Annotated in this window: 15 protein-coding genes; 11 read left to right on the forward strand and 4 right to left on the reverse strand. The window is 67.2% G+C overall.

Going from position 1 to position 18034, the window contains the following annotated elements; genetic code table 11:
* The first annotated feature begins 48 nt into the window (after positions 1–48).
* The 7 genes from rsmA (at position 49) to QRN21_RS12140 (ending at position 8268) form a co-directional block, all read left to right on the forward strand.
* Complete coding sequence (gene rsmA / locus QRN21_RS12110) at positions 49–918, forward strand: 16S rRNA (adenine(1518)-N(6)/adenine(1519)-N(6))-dimethyltransferase RsmA (protein ID WP_285364227.1); 870 nt, start codon at positions 49–51, stop codon at positions 916–918.
* Between the two features lie 9 nt (positions 919–927).
* Positions 928–1995 (forward strand): L-glyceraldehyde 3-phosphate reductase, encoded by a 1068-nt coding sequence (mgrA, locus tag QRN21_RS12115; protein ID WP_072591554.1) that lies wholly within the window; start codon positions 928–930, stop codon positions 1993–1995.
* Between the two features lie 13 nt (positions 1996–2008).
* Positions 2009–2941, forward strand: a complete 933-nt coding sequence (locus QRN21_RS12120) for a 4-(cytidine 5'-diphospho)-2-C-methyl-D-erythritol kinase (protein WP_053097087.1) — start codon at positions 2009–2011, stop codon at positions 2939–2941.
* A gap of 100 nt (positions 2942–3041) precedes the next feature.
* On the forward strand, positions 3042–4055 hold the full coding sequence (locus QRN21_RS12125; RefSeq protein WP_053097086.1) for a LacI family DNA-binding transcriptional regulator: 1014 nt from the start codon (positions 3042–3044) through the stop codon (positions 4053–4055).
* 155 nt (positions 4056–4210) lie between these two features.
* Complete coding sequence (mmsA, locus tag QRN21_RS12130; protein ID WP_222839478.1) at positions 4211–5731, forward strand: multiple monosaccharide ABC transporter ATP-binding protein; 1521 nt, start codon at positions 4211–4213, stop codon at positions 5729–5731.
* Positions 5728–7086 carry a multiple monosaccharide ABC transporter permease gene (mmsB, locus tag QRN21_RS12135; RefSeq protein ID WP_053097084.1) on the forward strand — a complete coding sequence of 453 codons (1359 nt, stop codon included), beginning with the start codon at positions 5728–5730 and terminating at the stop codon, positions 7084–7086. Before mmsA ends, mmsB begins: the two co-directional genes overlap by 4 nt.
* A gap of 60 nt (positions 7087–7146) precedes the next feature.
* The gene (locus QRN21_RS12140) at positions 7147–8268 is read left to right on the forward strand and encodes a substrate-binding domain-containing protein (RefSeq protein ID WP_053097082.1); all 1122 of its coding nucleotides are present in this window, start codon (positions 7147–7149) and stop codon (positions 8266–8268) included.
* Positions 8269–8413: 145 nt separating this feature from the next.
* On the opposite strand, the gene QRN21_RS12145 is transcribed toward QRN21_RS12140, so the two are convergent.
* The 4 genes from QRN21_RS12145 to QRN21_RS12160 all read right to left on the reverse strand — a co-directional run bounded on the left by QRN21_RS12145 (position 8414) and on the right by QRN21_RS12160 (position 12382).
* Positions 8414–9244: a polyamine aminopropyltransferase gene (locus tag QRN21_RS12145; RefSeq protein WP_285364229.1), complete on the reverse strand. Its 831-nt coding sequence runs from the start codon at positions 9242–9244 to the stop codon at positions 8414–8416.
* Between the two features lie 301 nt (positions 9245–9545).
* Positions 9546–10367, reverse strand: coding sequence for a hypothetical protein (locus tag QRN21_RS12150; protein ID WP_285364231.1), 822 nt, complete (start codon positions 10365–10367; stop codon positions 9546–9548).
* The gene (locus QRN21_RS12155; RefSeq protein WP_285364232.1) at positions 10355–10939 is read right to left on the reverse strand and encodes a hypothetical protein; all 585 of its coding nucleotides are present in this window, start codon (positions 10937–10939) and stop codon (positions 10355–10357) included. Before QRN21_RS12155 ends, QRN21_RS12150 begins: the two co-directional genes overlap by 13 nt.
* Before the next feature lie 99 nt (positions 10940–11038).
* Positions 11039–12382: an HNH endonuclease signature motif containing protein gene (locus QRN21_RS12160; RefSeq protein WP_285364234.1), complete on the reverse strand. Its 1344-nt coding sequence runs from the start codon at positions 12380–12382 to the stop codon at positions 11039–11041.
* Between the two features lie 103 nt (positions 12383–12485).
* Between QRN21_RS12160 and QRN21_RS12165 the strand changes: the two genes are divergently transcribed.
* The 4 genes from QRN21_RS12165 (at position 12486) to QRN21_RS12180 (ending at position 18034) form a co-directional block, all read left to right on the forward strand.
* Positions 12486–13226, forward strand: a complete 741-nt coding sequence (locus QRN21_RS12165; RefSeq protein ID WP_285364235.1) for an alpha/beta fold hydrolase — start codon at positions 12486–12488, stop codon at positions 13224–13226.
* Positions 13227–13290: 64 nt separating this feature from the next.
* Positions 13291–15102, forward strand: coding sequence for an ABC-F family ATP-binding cassette domain-containing protein (locus tag QRN21_RS12170; protein WP_056280025.1), 1812 nt, complete (start codon positions 13291–13293; stop codon positions 15100–15102).
* A 123-nt stretch (positions 15103–15225) separates the two neighbouring features.
* Positions 15226–17028 (forward strand): Na+/H+ antiporter, encoded by a 1803-nt coding sequence (locus tag QRN21_RS12175; RefSeq protein ID WP_285364236.1) that lies wholly within the window; start codon positions 15226–15228, stop codon positions 17026–17028.
* 91 nt (positions 17029–17119) lie between these two features.
* Positions 17120–18034 (forward strand): MetQ/NlpA family ABC transporter substrate-binding protein, encoded by a 915-nt coding sequence (locus QRN21_RS12180; protein WP_053097067.1) that lies wholly within the window; start codon positions 17120–17122, stop codon positions 18032–18034.

The raw sequence follows: 18034 nt of genomic DNA on the forward strand, positions 1-18034 counted from the left end.
GACTACTGGGCGGCTCGGACACCGGCGGGGGTGGGGGACAATGGAGCAATGACAGTCACCCTGCTCGGCGCCACCGAGATCCGCCGGCTCGCCGCCGAGCTCGATGTCACCCCGACCAAGAAGCTCGGACAGAACTTCGTCGTCGACGCGAACACCGTGCGCAAGATCGTGCACGCCGCCCGCGTCCAGCAGGGGGAGCGGGTCGTCGAGGTGGGCCCGGGTCTCGGCTCCCTCACCCTCGCGATCCTCGAGGCCGGCGCATCCGTCACCGCTGTCGAGATCGATCACCGGCTCGCCGCCCGGCTCGCCCAGACCGCCGAGGAGCACGGCGTTCCCGCCGACATGCTCACGGTCGTCGACGCCGACGCGCTGCGCATCACGGAGCTGCCGGGCGAGCCGACCGTGCTGGTCGCGAACCTGCCCTACAACGTCTCGGTCCCCGTGCTGCTGCACTTCCTCGAGAACTTCTCCTACCTGAAGCGCGGTGTCGTGATGGTGCAGGCCGAGGTCGCCGAGCGTCTCGCCGCGAAGCCCGGGTCGAAGATCTACGGTTCGCCGAGCGTCAAGGCCGCCTGGTACGGCGAATGGAAGCTCTCGGGCACGGTCTCCCGTCAGGTCTTCTGGCCGGTCCCGAACGTCGACAGCCTGCTCGTCGGATTCGACCGGTCGGAGGGCGAGCGCGGCCCCGAGGACGAGCGCCGTCGCACGTTCCAGATCGTGGATGCCGCCTTCAACCAGCGACGCAAGATGCTGCGTCAGGCGCTGTCCGGACTCTTCGGCAGCTCCGCCGCGGCATCCGAAGTGCTGATCTCGGCCGGAGTCGCCCCCACCGCTCGCGGGGAGGATCTCACGGTCGAGGACTACCATCGTGTCGCTCAGCATGTCGCGCAGATCGAAGACGCCGCCGTCACCGGCTAATCTGGCACGGTGACCGAGTCCCCCCGCTTCCGTCCGAACGTCCCTGAGCTCCACCGGCCGTACGCCGCCGATGAGAGCCGCTACCAGCAGTTCGAGTACCGCCAGGTCGGCACCTCGGGGCTGTTCCTGCCGCCCATCTCGCTGGGCCTGTGGTGGAACTTCGGCGACAACATCCCGCTCGACAACCAGCGCGCGCTGCTGCGTCACGCCTTCGACCGCGGCATCACGCACTTCGATCTCGCGAACAACTACGGCCCGCCCTACGGCTCGGCCGAGAAGAACTTCGGTCGCATCTTCGCCGAGGACTTCCGCCCCTACCGCGACGAGCTGATCATCTCGTCGAAGGCGGGCTGGGACATGTGGCCGGGTCCGTACGGCGACTTCGGCAGCCGCAAGTACATCCTCGCGAGCGCCGAGCAGTCGCTGACCCGCATGGGCCTCGACCACGTCGACATCTTCTACTCGCACCGCGCCGATCCCGTGACGCCGGTCGCCGAGACCATCGGGGCGCTCGACACGCTCGTGCGCCAGGGCAAGGCCCTCTACGTCGGCATCTCGTCGTACAGCGCCGAGCGCACGGCCGAGGCCGTCGCCGTCGCCACCGACCTCGGCACCCCGCTCGTCATCCACCAGCCCGCCTACTCGATCCTCAACCGCTGGGTCGAAGACGGCCTCACCGACACCCTCGAGCAGTCCGGCGTCGGTGCGATCGCGTTCACACCTCTCGCGCAGGGGCTCCTCACCGACAAGTACCTCGGCGACGGCACGGCCGCCCGTGCGCAGAAGCGCGGTTCGCTGCCGGATGCGCCGCTGTCGGATGCCGCCGTGCAGACCCTCCGCTCGCTCAACGCCATCGCCGAGCAGCGTGGGCAGTCCCTGGCGCAGATGGCGATCCAATGGACGCTGCGCAACCCGGTCGTCGCCTCCGCGCTGGTCGGGGCATCGCGTCCCGAGCAGCTCGACGAGAACATCGCCGCCGTCAACGGTCCGGCATTCACCGACGACGAGCTCGGCCGCATCGACGAGGCGGCCGGTGCCATCGACGTCGACCTGTGGGCGACGTCGACGGAGCTGTGACGGGAACACCGACATGAGCTTCGCCGCCCCCGTCGACTCCGTGCACGTGCGCGCGCCCGGCAAGATCAACGTCTATCTCGGTGTGGGCGGCCGCCACGACGACGGGTATCACGCGCTGGCCACGGTGTTCCAGGCGGTCTCGCTCTATGAGGACGTGATCGCCCGGCACGCCGACGACTTCTCGATCACCGTCTCGGGCGTCGACGACCCCGACACCGTGCCGCTGGACGATCGCAACCTCGCGATGCGCGCCGCCAAGCTGCTCGCGACCGCGGCCGAGTACGACGGCGGGGTGGCGCTGGAGATCCGCAAGAGCGTGCCTGTCGCCGGAGGCATGGGCGGCGGGTCGGCGGATGCCGCGGCCGCTCTCGTCGCGTGCGACGCACTGTGGGGTACCGGGTTCTCGACCGCCCGCCTGCATGAGCTGGCCGCCCGGCTCGGCGCGGACGTCCCGTTCGCGTTGCACGGCGGCACCGCCGTCGGAACCGGCCGAGGAGATCAGCTGAATCCCGCGCTGGCGAGGGGGCGTTTCGACTGGGTGCTCGTCCCGAGCGATGACGGGCTGTCCACGCCCGTCGTGTATGCGCGACTCGATGCGCTGCGAGACGCTGAGGGCTCGCTCGCCGACGATCCGCCGCTGTCGCTCGAGGTGCCGGCTCCCGTGCTGCAGGCGCTGCGTTCCGGCGATCCCGAGCTGCTGTCCGAGAGCATCTACAACGACCTGCAGGAGGCCGCCCTGTACGAGCGGCCCGAGCTGGAGACCACGATCCTGCGCGGCATCCACGCCGGCGCTCTGCAGGGCATCGTGTCGGGGTCGGGACCCACCGTCGCTCTCCTCTGCGCGAGCCCCGAGGGTGCGCAGGAGGTCCAGTCGCTGCTGCGTGAGCACGGACTCGAGTCGCTGCACGTGCACGGGCCGGTGCCCGGCGCGCGCATCCTCGCCTGACCCGGCCCGCCCGCATCCTCGCCTCGGCGAGGTGCGCTCCGCGCGCCTGGCATACATAATGAAGAGACGATGTGACCGTGCACATACAAGGAGGTCTGTGATGTCGACTGCCTCCGAGCGTGCCCGGATGCCGAGCATCCGCGACGTCGCGAGACTCGCGGGGGTGTCGCACCAGACCGTGTCGCGGGTGCTGAACGACCACCCTAGCATCCGTCCCGAGACGAAGGCGAAAGTCCTCGACGCCATCGCCGTGCTGGACTACCGCCCCAACCTCGCGGCGCGGGCGCTCGTGACGAGCAAGTCCAACATGCTCGGCATCCTCTCGGCCACGGTGGGGGAGTTCGGACCGACGTCGTCGATCGTCGGCATCGAGGACGCCGCTCGCGAGGAGGGGTACTCGGTCTCGACCCTGAACCTCTCGGCCACGACGCCCGAGGCGATCGGCAACGCCCTGCGGCAGCTGGCACGCGAGCAGGTCGACGGCATCGTGGTGCTCGCCCCGCAGGTCCGGGCGTTCCATGTGCTGAAGGGCATGGCGGTCGAGATGCCGTTCGTCTCGCTGCAGACGGCCTCCGGCTCCGACGGGGTGACCCTGTCGGCCGACCAGGTCGCGGGCGCGCGCACCGCCACCGAGCATCTGATCGGGCTCGGACACAGCGACATCATCCACATCGCCGGGCCGCAGGACTGGATCGAGGCCGAGTCGCGCATGCGCGGATACCTCGATGCTCTGCGGGAGGCCGATCTGCCCACCTTCCCGCCGATCCGCGGAGACTGGACGGCCGACTTCGGCTATTTCGCGGGGCAGGAGCTCGCCCGACGGCGTGACTTCACGGCCGTGTTCGTCGCGAACGACCAGATGGCGATCGGGCTGCTGCACGGGTTCAGGGATGCCGGCATCCGCGTGCCCGAGGACGTGAGCGTCGTCGGGTTCGACGACATCCCGGTCGCGGCGCATGTCGCCCCGACGCTGAGCACGGTGCATCAGGACTTCCCCGAGCTGGGTCGCCGCGCCGTGCGCATCCTGCTCGCGCAGATCCGTGGTGAGCAGGTGCCGCAGTTCGGGCCCCTGCAGACGACCCTTCGAACGCGGGAATCGTCCGCGCCTCGATAAGGCCACATTTTCGCGAGTGGTCTTGACACCGTCTCAGCGAGCGTAGACTATGTAATCCAATGTGAACGGTCACATCGAAGGTGACCGCCCGTCGCGAGGAAGATCTTGTGAGCACCACAGCAACGTTGCCGGTCGTGTCAGGCCCCATCCTGGAGATGCGCAGCATCACCAAGGAGTTCCCGGGTGTCAAGGCGCTGTCCGACGTGTCCATCACCGTCCGGGCCGGAGAGATCCATGCGATCTGCGGCGAGAACGGCGCCGGGAAGTCGACCCTGATGAAGGTCCTCTCCGGCGTGTACCCCTACGGCACGTACGAGGGGGAGATCCTGCTCTACGGCGAGGAGCAGCGCTACCGCGACATCGCGGCGAGCGAGCAGGCCGGGATCGCGATCATCCACCAGGAGCTCGCGCTGATCCCTGAGCTCTCGATCACCGAGAACATCTTCCTCGGCAACGAGATCCGCCACTTCGGCGCGATCGACTGGCGCGCCCAGCGTCAGCGCACGGTCGAGCTGCTGGCCCGCGTCGGCCTGCGCGAAGACCCCGACGTCGCCATCAAGACGCTCGGTGTCGGAAAGCAGCAGCTGATCGAGATCGCGAAGGCCCTCAACAAGGACGTCAAGCTCCTCATCCTCGACGAGCCCACCGCGGCACTGAACGAGAACGACTCGCAGCACCTCCTCGACCTGATCCTGGGTCTGAAGGCCAAGGGCATCGCGTCGATCATGATCAGCCACAAGCTCAACGAGATCGAGCAGATCGCCGACGAGATCACGATCATCCGCGACGGTCGCACGGTCGAGACGCTCGACATCTCGCGCGGCGAGATCAACGAGGACCGCATCATCCGCGGCATGGTCGGCCGCTCGCTCGAGAGCCGCTACCCCGACCGTACCCCCGAGATCGGCGACGTGTTCTTCGAGGTCAAGGACTGGTGGGTGCAGCACCCGACCGTGTCTGAGCGGATGGTCGTCAAGGGGTCGAACCTCAACGTGCGTCGTGGCGAGGTCGTCGGCATCGCCGGTCTGATGGGCGCGGGCCGCACCGAGTTCATGATGAGCATCTTCGGTCGCTCCTACGGCACGTTCCTCGGCGGACAGATCGTCAAGGACGGCCAGGAGATCACCATCCCCGACGTCTCCTCGGCGATCAAGCACGGACTCGCGTACGTCAGCGAGGACCGCAAGGTGCTGGGGCTCAACCTGCTCGACACCATCAAGCGGTCTGTCGTGGCGGCGAAGCTGTCGAAGATCTCGAAGCGCGGCGTCGTCGACGAGCGCGAGGAATACTCGGTCGCTGAGCGCTACCGCAAGGCGCTGCGCATCAAGACGCCCAGCGTCGAAGAGGGCGTCGGCAAGCTCTCGGGAGGAAACCAGCAGAAGGTCGTGCTGGCCCGGTGGATGTTCACCGACCCCGACCTGCTGATCCTCGATGAGCCCACGCGCGGCATCGACGTCGGCGCGAAGTACGAGATCTACGCGATCATCAACGAGCTCGCCTCCCAGGGCAAGGGCGTCATCGTCATCTCCAGCGAGCTGCCCGAGCTGCTCGGCATCTCCGACCGCATCTACACAGTCTTCGAAGGTCGGGTCACCGACTGCATCCCGGCCGACCAGGCGACACCCGAGGCTCTCATGCGCAGCATGACCTCCGCGACTCAGAAAGCATCCGCATGACCACCGACCTCACGACAACGAAGCGCGGCTTCCACTTCGGCGACATCCGCAAGATGTTCGGAAGCAACGGCACCTCGTCACTGCGCCAGTTCGGCATCCTGGGCAGCCTCATCGTCATCATCGTCCTCTTCGAGGTGCTGACGCTGCTGCGCAACGGACCGAACGGCGCGACGCTGACGTCGGGCAACCTGATCAACGTCATCAACCAGTACTCGTTCATCCTGATCCTCGCGATCGGCATGGTGATGGTCATCATCATGGGGCACATCGACCTGTCGGTCGGCTCCGTGGCGGCCTTCACCGGCATCATCGTCGCGAAGTCGATGGCCGACTGGAACCTTCCTTGGCCGCTGGCGATCCTGCTCGGCCTCGGCGTCGGTGCCCTGGTGGGCGCCTGGCAGGGGTTCTGGGTCGCCTACGTCGGGGTGCCCGCGTTCATCGTGACGCTCGCCGGCATGCTCTTCTTCCGTGGCGCGCAGCAGTGGATCGGTGACGCTCAGACGATCCCGGTGCCCAAGGGCTTCCAGGTGATCGGCACCGGCTACCTTCCTGAGGTCGGGCTCCCGCTGGACTTCAACGTGCCGACCATGATCCTCGCACTGGTCGCGGTGGCGTGGCTGGTCTTCTGGGAGATCCGCACCCGTCGCCAGCAGCACAAGATGGGCTCCGACAGTGCGCCCCTGTGGGTCAGCGTCGTCAAGGTCGTGCTGCTCTCGGTCGTCGTGCTCGCCGCTGCGTGGATGTTCGCGACGGGTCGCCCGGGCACGAGCTTCCCGGTTCCGGGTCTGATCCTGCTCGCCCTCGTGATCATCTACTCGTTCATCACGCGGAACACCGTCTTCGGTCGCCACATCTACGCCGTGGGTGGCAACCGCCAGGCCGCACGCCTCTCCGGCGTGAAGGACCGCTGGGTCGACTTCTTCGTCATGATGAACATGTCGATGATGGCCGCACTCGCCGGCATGATCTTCGTCGCCCGTTCGCAGGCATCCGGACCGAACGACGGCACCGGCTGGGAGCTCGACGCGATCGCGTCGGTGTTCATCGGTGGTGCTGCGGTCGCCGGTGGTATCGGTACCGTGATCGGCTCGATCATCGGTGGTCTGGTCATGGCGTTCCTCAACAACGGTCTCGCTCTGCTCGGCCAGGGTGCCGACGTCGTCTCGATGATCAAGGGCCTCGTGCTGCTGCTCGCGGTCGGCATCGACGTCTGGAACAAGCAGCAGGGCCGTCCGTCGCTCATCGGTCTCCTGACCCGCCGGTCGGGCCGCAGGAGCGACCCGGAGGCCACCGCGACCTTCGAACCCAACAGGACTTACCAAGCCCCTCCCGTCGATAAGACGAGGGCCGAGTAAGCGGACTCTCCGCGCAGTGCTCGCACGCAGAATCCGTCACATCACACAGAAAGAGATCACATGAAGAAGATCATCGTCACAGCGACAGCGCTCGTCGCGACGGCTGCCTTCGCACTCACGGGCTGCTCCGGTGAGCGCGGCGGCGGAACCGACACGGGATCCGGCGAAGAGGCCGAAGCAGGCTTCGCCGCCGACTCCTCGATCGGTGTCGCCCTTCCCGACAAGACCAGTGAGAACTGGGTCCTCGCGGGTCAGCTCTTCACGGACGGCCTTGAAGAGGCCGGCTTCAAGGCAGACGTGCAGTACGCTCCGGCGAGCAACACGGTCGCCGAGCAGCAGAACCAGATCCAGGCCATGGTCACCAACGGCGCCAAGGTCATCATCATCGGCGCGAAGGATGGCAAGCAGCTCGCCACCCAGGTGCAGGCGGCCAAGGATGCCGGCGCATACGTGATCGCGTACGACCGTCTCATCGAGAACACCGAGGCAGTCGACTACTACGTCGCGTTCGACAACTTCAAGGTCGGCCAGCTGCAGGGCCAGGCCCTGCTCGACGGTCTCGCCGAGCGTGCGGGCCACGAGGCTCCGTACAACATCGAGCTCTTCTCCGGCTCGCCGGATGACGCCAACTCGAAGGTCTTCTTCGACGGCGCCATGGACGTGCTCCAGCCGGAGATCGACAACGGCAACCTGGTGGTCGTGTCGAAGCAGACCGAGATCGCGCAGACCGCGACCGAGGGATGGCTTCCGGAGAACGCGCAGAACCGTATGGACACGCTGCTCACCTCGTCGTACAGCGGTGACACCGTGGTCGACGGCGTGCTGTCGCCGAACGACACCCTTGCTCGCGCCATCATCACCTCGGTGCAGCAGGCCGGCAAGCCGGTTCCGGTCGTCACGGGTCAGGACTCCGAGGTCGAGTCGGTGAAGTCGATCATGGAGGGCATCCAGTACTCCACGATCAACAAGGACACCGCACTGCTCGTCGAGCAGTCGATCAAGATGGTCGGCCAGCTGCAGAAGGGCGAGACCGTCGATGTCAACGACGAGGAGTCGTACGACAACGGCGCCAAGGTCGTTCCGGCGTACCTGCTCGACCCGATCATCGTCACCAAGGAGAACGCTGCTGAGGCGTACGCCAACGTGCCGAGCCTCCTCGAGATCGTGAAGTCGTACCAGTAAGCGACATCGCACTCACCGCAGACGAGCCGTCCGGACCTTCGGGTCCGGGCGGCTCTTCGCCATGTCGGGTCGACTTTTCACACCGCGCGCGGACGAGCCGCTGGCGGGAAGCGGACGTCCTGTCGGAGGACGTCCGCACACGGCGCTAGCCCCAGACGGGGTCGTCGGGATCGGGAGAGTCTGTGCCGTCGGCATCTGTCATGATGCGCGCTTCAGCGATCCACGACGTCAGAGGGCCATCGCGGAGGAGATGAGGCCGCGGTGTGTCGAGCAAAACGGAGGCGGTGACCTTGTCCAGCGGCTCATCGCTCGCGAAAATGACGACGTTGCCGAGTGGCCCTTCCGCATCTTCCGGCTCTGCGTCGAGCACGACAGCGACGTGATCGAACACGGTGCTCAGGGTCGCGGCCTGTCGTCGTGAGTATTCGAACGGATGCCCGTCGAGCAGGTTCACGGCGACCACGCCCGCTGCTGCGGAGCGCGCGGCGACCCGGCGATAGAACTCCTGGCTGGCCACACGATGCCGGATGACGGCGGCATCCCAGAGATCGACGACGGTGAAGCACGCCTCCACCCAATCGGTGTCGATTGCGGTGCGATAACTCGCGGCGTCGTCAAGTCCGGGGGACGGAGATGACTGCACCGGCGATGTCTTCTCATTCGGAAAAGCGGCGTCCGCGACCGTTCGAGCGTCACCGAGGATGACTCGTATGTCAGACCCGTGAGGCAATGGCAGCGCGTCGATGACGGCGGCGTAGAGCGCGGGTTCGAACTCCACCACCAGCTGAGGTGATCCGGCGCGCGTCGCCTGGACGTAGCGTGCCAGCGTGAGTGCTCCGGCCCCCAGATGCACGGTGAACAGCGGCGCACCAGGCTCGGCGGCGGCATCCATTGCGCGGGCGATGTGTTGGGTGTAGCTGTACTCGAGGTCGGTCGGCTCGGTCATCGAGACGACGGACTGCGCAATTCCATCCACGCTGAGCTCGAAGCGACCGGGTCGCCTTCTCGACTGCACCAGCTTTGCCGTGCGGTCGGCTAGTGAGAGCGAGAACACCCGGCGACTCCATGGCACCTGCCTAGTTTAAGCCGGAGGGGATCGGTCGGCGGCTGCCTCTCGAGGAGCAGAGCGCCGTAGGCGAACTTGCTCTCGGAAGGCCGAGCCTCCTCGAGATCGTCGAGTCGTACGAGAAAGCGATCAGCCATCGGGCAGAAGAGGGCCGCTCGGACCTTCGGGGCCGGCGGCTCTTTCTTGTTGTCGTGCTGCTGTGGTGCGTTCTTCAGCAGCCGACGCCGGCCGGGTTCTCGTGGCAGGTGTGGGCGACGAGCGCGGTGCGGGCCTCGAGGATGCGGATCTCCTGCGTGGCGCCGCTGGTCGTGAGCTGCCCGGGAATGTCGATCCATCCGCCGCCGAGGTCCACCTGCGCGGTGAATCGGATGTCCACGCGGGCCGGGTACACGCCGGGTTCGCGGTAGACGTGGCTGGTCGGGGTCGGCGTGAACTGCGCCTGACCGAGCGCCTCCCACGTCTGACCCGGCGTGGTCACGGTCGCCGAGCTCCCGTCGCCGTAGGTGTAGATGTAGCTGGCCGGCGCGAAGCGCACACGCAGCGGGGCGCCGAACAGCTCGCCGTCTTGGATCTGCGTGGATGCTGCGGCCGTGAAGTTCGTCGGCATCCCGACGATCCCGACGTTGCCGGGTTCGGCGGTCGCACGGATTGATGCCGGTGCGAATCGCGCCAGGTCAGAGATGGTGATCGTCGGCGCGCCCGGCGTCGACGGAGCGGAGGCCGGGGGAGCGGGCCGGTTCGGGCGCGGCGCACAGCGCGTGGTGCCCGAGTCGTCCATGCATGCCGCGAGGTCGATCGCCTCCTGGCTCGGTCCCGACGGTTCACCCGGACCCGTGCCGTCGCCCGGACCGCCATCACTCCAATTCGAGTCGGTGCCGGGATCAGTGCTCGGCTGCTGCTGGGTGCCGGAGATGGTGAGGGAGGAACCATCTGTGCCGTACAGATAGTCGCCCGCGCTGTCGCTTCCGTCAGCCGTAGCCATCATCGACCAGAGCGCGCCCGCGACTGCAGCAACAGCTATCAGTCGGTGCATTGTTCGTCTCCCACGCGACGTGAGGAGTCCATGGTGAGCGGCCGGTCATCCCCCGCCACGAACTCAACGGATAGGGCGTACATGTCCGGCCGCCCGGGTGCGACGAGTGAATTGCCGTTGGCATCCATCACATTTACCGCGCTCACATCCAGACATATCGCGGCGATGACAAGGTCATAGGGCGGCGAGCTCGACTCGCCTTCGAAGCTCGCCACCCTTGCGTCGCCGCTGATGATGTGGCCTTCCGCGTGCATCACCGAGAAGTTCTCTCGATCCGCAGCCTCAAGACCCCCGCTCGCTAGCAGAAACAGCGGTTCGAACGTCTCCGGGAGCGCCGGATCGAGTTCGTTCAACGCCTCGTTATACGCCCGGTACACAGCCTCCGCTGCAGCGAACGCCTCCTCCTCGTTGGCGAAGGCCGCGGTGGGCGTAGGGGCGGGCTCGGGTTCAGTGGTGCATCCCGCGAGAGCGCCAACCCCCAACGCCACTACGGCGACAGCAACTATGCGCGCGCCCAACCGTGGAACTGCCGCACCACCGCCTCTGCCGTGACGAATCGCAAGAACGGACAAGGGGCGCAATGGAGGAGGAGTCACCGCGCCACCGTAGTGAAATCGGCCAGGCTCGCGTCGCGTTTCTCCACAGGTCCGCGCCAGCGCGAACGTCTCCGCTCAGAACGGCGCGCGCACGGCATCCGATTCGGTGAAGATCACCGTGTTCGGTGCAGGGGGAGTGTCGATGTACGTCCGCCCGATGGGACTCGTCCACTCCATGACCCCGCCGGGCTTCTGCCCGACCTGCCATGGCGTGTGATGTTTCAGAACGTGATGTCGGCGACAGAACGATGCCAGGTTCGATTCGCAGGTCGCGCCACCCGTCGAGGCAGCATGGTTGTGGTCGAGGTCGCATTTCCGCGCCGCCACTCCGCACGCCGGGAATCGACATCGTTGATCTCTTGCCCGCAGGTGCCTGCGCAGGTGGCGGCTCGGTCGGTATCGGTCGACGGCGAGGACGCGACCGGTGATCGGATGCGTCAGCACCCGCTCCCATCCCTTCGTCTGCCCGGCCATCCGGCGCGCGGTATCGACGTCGATCGGAATCACGCCGTCGAGCTCGGCGGGCGGCGCCGCCTCGGTATCCGGAGCACCCGACCCCTCGTGCGCCTCGTCGTCCATCAGGGTCGTCACCGGAACGGTGATCTCGATGCGCGCACTGATGGCCGCCAGCAGTCCGTCTTCGCTGTCGTGCCCGGTCGGCTGGCCGCTGAGCACGAGGTCGGCGAGCAGGTCGGCGCGGATCTCGTCGACCGTCCGATCATCCGCCTCGAACTCATCGCCGTCGCGAGCCGCCCGCCGCTTCGCGCGAAGGTTCTCGACGCGCAGTGCGTGCGCCATCTGCGAGAGACGGTCGAACATGCCGTGGACGAGCGCGGCAGGCGCGTGCGTGTGCAGCGTTGCCATCCCGTCTTCGCCATCCGTCGCCCAGACTCGCCGCTGAGATCTGGCGCGACGATGCCGCTCCGACACTGTCGTCGGAGCGAAGCGCTCGGCCACACGGCGCGCCAGCGCGCGCAGTCGGTTCGGCGATTCCACCTCCGCCAGCGGAAGGATCACCGCGGAATATGCCTCGCGGTGATCGGGCGACTCGAGGCCCGAACCTGCGTCGACAATGACACGGGAGTGCGCGGCGCTGATCCGCCCCGCTCCCTGTGCGGCCCAGACGGCGGGGAACCGATCGACCAGCAGCTCCGCCGCCGCCATCCGGCGCTCGATGGTGCGATCGCTGACATGCTGCACGGCTCCGATCTCGGCCGCGATGGTCCTGATCGAATGATCTCCCCGGTCCGGGTGATCACCCTGCTTCGCGATGTCGACCGCGAGCCGACCGGCGATCGCCAGCAGCCCGTCGCGCGCGGCGCTCATGCTGCTCACTGTCGCCTCTGCGACTTGCAACGCGGCGACGAGATCGGCGAGATTCGCGATCTGCGTGTCCGTCGCGTCGAGCAGTGCTGTCATGTCTCCGAGTAGATCACGGACCACCGACATTCGAACGAAGCTTCGAGACATTCCCGAACCGACATGATCCCGGAAGAGTGATCACTCGTGCGACACTGACGTCATGCTCCTTCACGCCGTCGACGTCGGCGACGGTCCTCGTACGGTGGTTCTGCTCCACGGGATGATGGGCTCGGCCGACAGTTGGTGGCGTGTGATGCCGGTGCTCGCTGCACAGGGCTTCCGTGTGCTGGCGATCGATCTCCCCGGTCACGGTCTGTCCCCGCGAGACCCGCGTCTGACGATCGAGCGGGCCGCATCGTCGGTGGTCGAGACCGTCCGAAGTCTCGCCCCGGGGCGGCCGCTCGCGGCCGTCGGACACTCCTTCGGTGCGAGCGTGCTCGCACAGGCGGCCCCGCTGCTCCGACCTGAACCGGGCATCTATGTCGATGCCGCACTCGTCCTCCCCGGCGGCAGCGACCGTGACGATCTCATCGAGCGGTACGTTCGCGATCGCGAAGCGCGACAGTCGCCGGAGAACCTCCGCGCCTCGCGTCCGTTCTACTCGGAGAAGGATGCCGAGATCGAGGCACTCGCCGCCCGCCGCTTCGACGCGACGACCATGGCATCCGTCTCCTGCGGCCGCGATCACATGTGGCTTCCCGACCCGGGGTCGATCATCGTCCGCGCCGACCCGAGCGACTGGGTGACCGCCGCCGACGTCTCCCGGTTCGAGGCGAACGGCATCGACGTGCGCAGCATCCCCGGAGCCGCGCACACTGTCTGGTACAGCCACTTCGAGGAGTTCACGGCGTCGCTCCCGGAGCTGTTCGGCCGGCGCGCTCGTGCGCAGGGTGCCGGATGACGAGGCAGCCGTGACAGGAGGCTGACCGGGTCACCCAGACCGCGCGACTACCCTGGGGAGTGACATGGCACATCTTCTCGGGGCAGAAGCCCTTCATCTCGAATATCCGACGAGGGTCGTCTTCGACTCCGTGACCCTCGGCATCGAAGAAGGTGACCGCATCGGCATCGTCGGCCGCAACGGAGACGGCAAGTCGAGCCTCCTCGGAATGCTCGCCGGCATCAAGGAGCCGAACTCGGGCCGCGTCACGGTGCGAGGCGGCACGACCATCGGCGTCCTCGACCAGGCCGACACCCTCAGCGACGACCTGACCATCAGCGCGGCGGTCGTCGGTGACACCCCGGAGTACGAGTGGGCCGGCGACCCGCGCATCCGCGACGTGATCGAGGGACTGCTGAAGGACCTGCCCTGGGATGCGGAGATCGGCTCCCTCAGCGGAGGCCAGCGCCGACGCGTCTCACTCGCCAAGCTGCTGACGGGGGATTGGGACGTCATCGCGCTCGACGAGCCCACCAACCACCTCGACGTCGAGGCCATCACCTGGCTCGCCGGACACCTCAAGAAGCGGTGGAGCCCGAACTCCGGAGCGCTCATGGTCGTGACTCACGACCGGTGGTTCCTCGACGAGATCTGCACCGAGACCTGGGAGGTGCACGACCGCATCGTCGAGCCCTTCGAGGGCGGCTATGCGGCGTACATCCTGCAGCGGGTCGAGCGCGACCGCATGGCGGCGGCGACAGAGGCCAAGCGTCAGAACCTCGCCAAGAAGGAGCTCGCGTGGCTCCGTCGAGGCGCACCCGCGCGAACCGCGAAGCCGAAGTTCCGCATCGATGCGGCCAACGAGCTCATCGCCGACGTGCCGGAGATCCGCGACAAGGTCTCCCTGCAGTCGCTCGCCGTCTCTCGTCTCGGCAAGGACGTCGTCGACCTGCTCGACGTCGGAGTGACCTATCCGACCGCCGACGGCGGCACCCGCGAAGTCCTCCGCGACGTCGAGTGGCGCATCGCGCCGGGGGAGCGCACCGGCATCCTCGGTGTGAACGGCGCCGGCAAATCGACGCTGCTCGGGCTGATCTCGGGCACCGTCGAGCCCACCGTCGGCCGTGTGAAGCGCGGCACGACCGTGAAGGTGAAGACGCTCACGCAGCGCCTCGACGAACTCGAGGACGTCCGACGCGAGCCGGTGCGTGTCGTGATCTCGCGACTGCGCACCTCGTACACGATGGGATCCGGCTCGAAGGCGCAGGAGCTCACGCCGGGCCAGCTCCTCGAGCGGCTCGGCTTCGATTCGGCGCAGCTCTCCACCCCCGTGAAGGATCTCTCCGGAGGTCAGCAGCGCCGCCTGCAACTGCTTCTCGTGCTCCTCGACCAGCCCAACGTGCTGATCCTCGACGAGCCCACCAACGACCTGGACACCGACATGCTCGCGGCCATCGAGGATCTGCTCGATTCGTGGTCGGGGACCCTGCTGGTGGTCAGCCACGACCGGTACTTCCTCGAGCGCGTCACCGATCAGCAGTTCGCGATCCTCGACGGCCACCTGCGGCACCTGCCCGGCGGCGTCGACGAGTACCTGCGCCTGCGCCAGTTGCAGACCTCGGCACCGGGCAGGTCGCAGACGGCCGTCAACACTGAGAAGAAGGCACCCAGCCTCGACGGTGCCGCACTGCGCGCCGCCCAGAAAGAGGTCTCGTCGCTCGAGCGCCGCATCCAGAAGCTCACGCAGCAGGTCGACAAGGCGAAGACCGCTCTGGCGGATCACGACCAGTCGGACTTCGCCGGCCTCGGCGACAAGATGAAGGCGATCAGCGACCAGCAGGCCGAGATCGAGGAACTCGAACTCCGCTGGTTCGAGCTGACCGAAGAGCTCGACTGACGAGAGGTCTGGCCCTTCCGCCCTCGCGGGAATACGGTGGCAGTCGAATGCGCTGTGCTCTGGGCGGGGTTCGATGCCAGCCGGGATCGCACAGCTTGATCCTGCGGTACCCGGGAGGTTCAGATGGAAGGACTCGAGGTCACCGTCCTGATCGGACTCACGATCCTCGTGGGCACGTTGATCGCGCCGCGCGTTCGACTCGCGCTGCCGCTCGTCCTCGTGATCTTCGGACTCCTGCTCGGCTTCGTCCCGCAGCTCCGCGAGATCCAGCTGCCCCCTGAGACGGTCCTGCTGCTGTTCCTCCCGGTGATGCTGTTCTGGGAGAGCCTCACGACCTCGCTGCGATCGATCCGCCGTGACTTCCGCTACATCCTCCCGATGAGCACGGTGCTCGTCGTGGCATCCGCATTCGCCGTCGCGGGCATCGGTCTGCTGTTCGGGATGCCGTGGGAGACCGCGCTGATCCTCGGCGCCGCAGTGGCCCCTCCGGATGCGACGGCCGTGGCAGCCCTCGGCAGGCTGCTGCCCCGGCGCATGTTCATGAAGCTCAAGGCCGAGAGCCTCACGAACGACGGAACCGCGCTCGTGCTCTACGCGATCGCCGTCTCGCTGGCTCTCGGCGGCAACATCACGCCCTTGTCGGTGACGATGTCGGTGCTCACCTCCTATGTCGGAGGAATAGCGGCCGGTGTCGTGATCGCAGGCCTCGGGTACCTGCTGCTGCGTCGCACCTCTTCGACGATCGTCATCAACGTCGCGCTGCTGCTCATCCCGTTCAGCGCGTTTCTCCTCGCGGAGATCGTGCACGCCTCCGGCGTGCTGGCCGTCGTCGTGGCCGGTCTCATCGTCGCCTATGTATCGCCCCGGGTGACGACAGCCTCGTCGCGGCGGCAGGCCGACGCCGCATGGCCGTTCGGCGTCTTCCTGCTCAACGGAGCGCTGTTCGTGCTGATCGGGCTCGAGGTGCAGTTCGTCGCACATGAGATCTCCGCGGCGGCGATCGGCCGGCTCGTGCTCATCACCCTCGCGGTGTGGGGGACGCTGCTCGTCGTCAGATATCTCTTCCAGCTGCTGAACGCGCCCTTCCAGCGACGCAATCCGGCGCTTCCGTCCCGTGGTGCCAAGGCGCGATCGATGGCGGTGTCGACGGTCGCAGGCATGCGGGGTGCCGTCTCGCTCGCGATCGCGCTGTCGGTTCCGGCCGCCAGCGCGACCGAGGGCGAGATCGCCGGACGCGACGAGATCGTCTTCGTCACGGCGGGAGTGATCCTGCTCAGTCTGCTCGTACAGGGGCCGCTGCTGCCGGCGATCGTTCGCTGGGCACGTTTCCCGGTCGATCACATGGAGGCCGAGGAGTACGAGCTCGCCGAGCGGACGATCTCGGGCGCGGCACTGGCCGCCCTCGACGACCTCGCCGTCGAGCACGGCGTTGGTCAGGAGATCCGAGACAAGGTGCGTGCCGAGGGCTACCAGATGCTCGAGTTCTCGAACGCGCGTGCGCTGGCGCGCGAGCAGGCGATCGTCGATGCCGAGGCCCAGGCGCTCGACGTCATGCTCGACGAGCCCGATCCGCTGGGCGGCGGCCAGCAGATGAACGGGGGAGCGGATGCCGGTGCCGCGGAGGCGTCGGTCGCGCTGCGACTGCCGGACGCGACTCGTGTCGGCGACGACGGTGAGCTCGCGGACGGCGAGGTCAGGACTCTGCAGATGATCGCCACCTCGGCCGACGTCGACGTCATGCAGCGGTCGCCGCTGCTGCGTCACGAGGAGCACACACGCCTCAAGCTCGCGCTCATCGACCGCAAACGCGAGGTGCTGCTCGGACTGCGCAGAGACGGGACGGTCGACGACCTCGTGGTCCGTCGGATCTCGGCACGACTCGACCTCGAACAGGTCCGGCTGCAGGGCATCGAGGACTACGACTGAGAGCTGTGACGCTCTGTGACACTCGATTGTCGCGCAGCGCGTCGCCCTGCCTAACGTATTCGAGTCCCCCAAGAGAGGAACCCGAACACTCATGTCCATCACAGCATCCCGTCGGACCACATCCGTCATCGCCGCGCTCGCCGCGGTCCCGCTCTTCGTCGCACTCGCAGGCTGCGCGACCGCATCGTCCGACGCCGGTTCCGGCGGCTCCGAGGACGAGACCGTCAAGATCGGTGTCGTCGGCAAGGGAGACGCACAGTGGGCTCCTTTCGTCGAGGCAGCCGCTGACGAGGGCATCACGGTCGAGCTCGTCGACTTCGGCTCGTACGAGCAGCCGAACCCCGCTCTGACCGAGGGTGAGATCGACCTCAACCAGTTCCAGCACATCGTGTACCTCGCCGAGTACAACACGGCATCCGGCTCCGACCTGACGCCGGTCGGCTCGACGGCGATCTACCCGCTGGGCCTGTACTCGCAGAAGTACGACGATGTCGACGACATCCCCGAGGGGGAGACCGTCGCGGTTCCCGACGACGCATCGAACCAGGCTCGCGCGCTGCTCGTGCTGCAGTCGGCCGGACTCATCGAGCTCAAGAGCGGCGGCACGATCTTCTCCGACCTCTCCGACATCGACACGGGCAAGTCCAAGGTCGAGGTCACCGCGCTCGAGGCCGCGCTGATCCCGACGTCGCTGCCCGACGTCGCGGCGGCGATCATCAACAACGACTTCGTCGAGGATGCGGGTCTGACCTTCGAGGACGCGATCGCGCAGGACGACCCTGAAGACCCGAACGCGCTTCCGTACGTGAACATCTTCGCGGCCCGCGCCGAGGACGCCGACAACGAGACGTACCTGAAGCTCGTCGAGATCTTCCAGACCAATGAGGACGTCCAGGCCGGCCTGCTCGAGTCGTCGGGTGACACCGCCGTGCCGCTGCAGACCCCGGTCGAGGATCTCGTCGCCTCGCTCGAGAAGGTCCAGAAGGACACCGAGGCCAACAAGTAG

Origin of the sequence: Microbacterium sp. LMC-P-041 (genome assembly GCF_030209555.1) — a bacterium.
Classification (GTDB): domain Bacteria; phylum Actinomycetota; class Actinomycetes; order Actinomycetales; family Microbacteriaceae; genus Microbacterium.

Coding starts and splice junctions, on each gene's coding strand:
- rsmA (WP_285364227.1), top strand. CDS start 49: ATGACAGTCACCCTGCTCGGCGCCACCGAGATCCGCCGGCTCGCCGCC.
- QRN21_RS12120 (WP_053097087.1), top strand. CDS start 2,009: ATGAGCTTCGCCGCCCCCGTCGACTCCGTGCACGTGCGCGCGCCCGGC.
- QRN21_RS12125 (WP_053097086.1), top strand. CDS start 3,042: ATGTCGACTGCCTCCGAGCGTGCCCGGATGCCGAGCATCCGCGACGTC.
- mmsA (WP_222839478.1), top strand. CDS start 4,211: ATGCGCAGCATCACCAAGGAGTTCCCGGGTGTCAAGGCGCTGTCCGAC.
- mmsB (WP_053097084.1), top strand. CDS start 5,728: ATGACCACCGACCTCACGACAACGAAGCGCGGCTTCCACTTCGGCGAC.
- QRN21_RS12140 (WP_053097082.1), top strand. CDS start 7,147: ATGAAGAAGATCATCGTCACAGCGACAGCGCTCGTCGCGACGGCTGCC.
- QRN21_RS12150 (WP_285364231.1), bottom strand. CDS start 10,367: ATGCACCGACTGATAGCTGTTGCTGCAGTCGCGGGCGCGCTCTGGTCG.
- QRN21_RS12160 (WP_285364234.1), bottom strand. CDS start 12,382: ATGACAGCACTGCTCGACGCGACGGACACGCAGATCGCGAATCTCGCC.
- QRN21_RS12165 (WP_285364235.1), top strand. CDS start 12,486: ATGCTCCTTCACGCCGTCGACGTCGGCGACGGTCCTCGTACGGTGGTT.
- QRN21_RS12170 (WP_056280025.1), top strand. CDS start 13,291: ATGGCACATCTTCTCGGGGCAGAAGCCCTTCATCTCGAATATCCGACG.
- QRN21_RS12175 (WP_285364236.1), top strand. CDS start 15,226: ATGGAAGGACTCGAGGTCACCGTCCTGATCGGACTCACGATCCTCGTG.
- QRN21_RS12180 (WP_053097067.1), top strand. CDS start 17,120: ATGTCCATCACAGCATCCCGTCGGACCACATCCGTCATCGCCGCGCTC.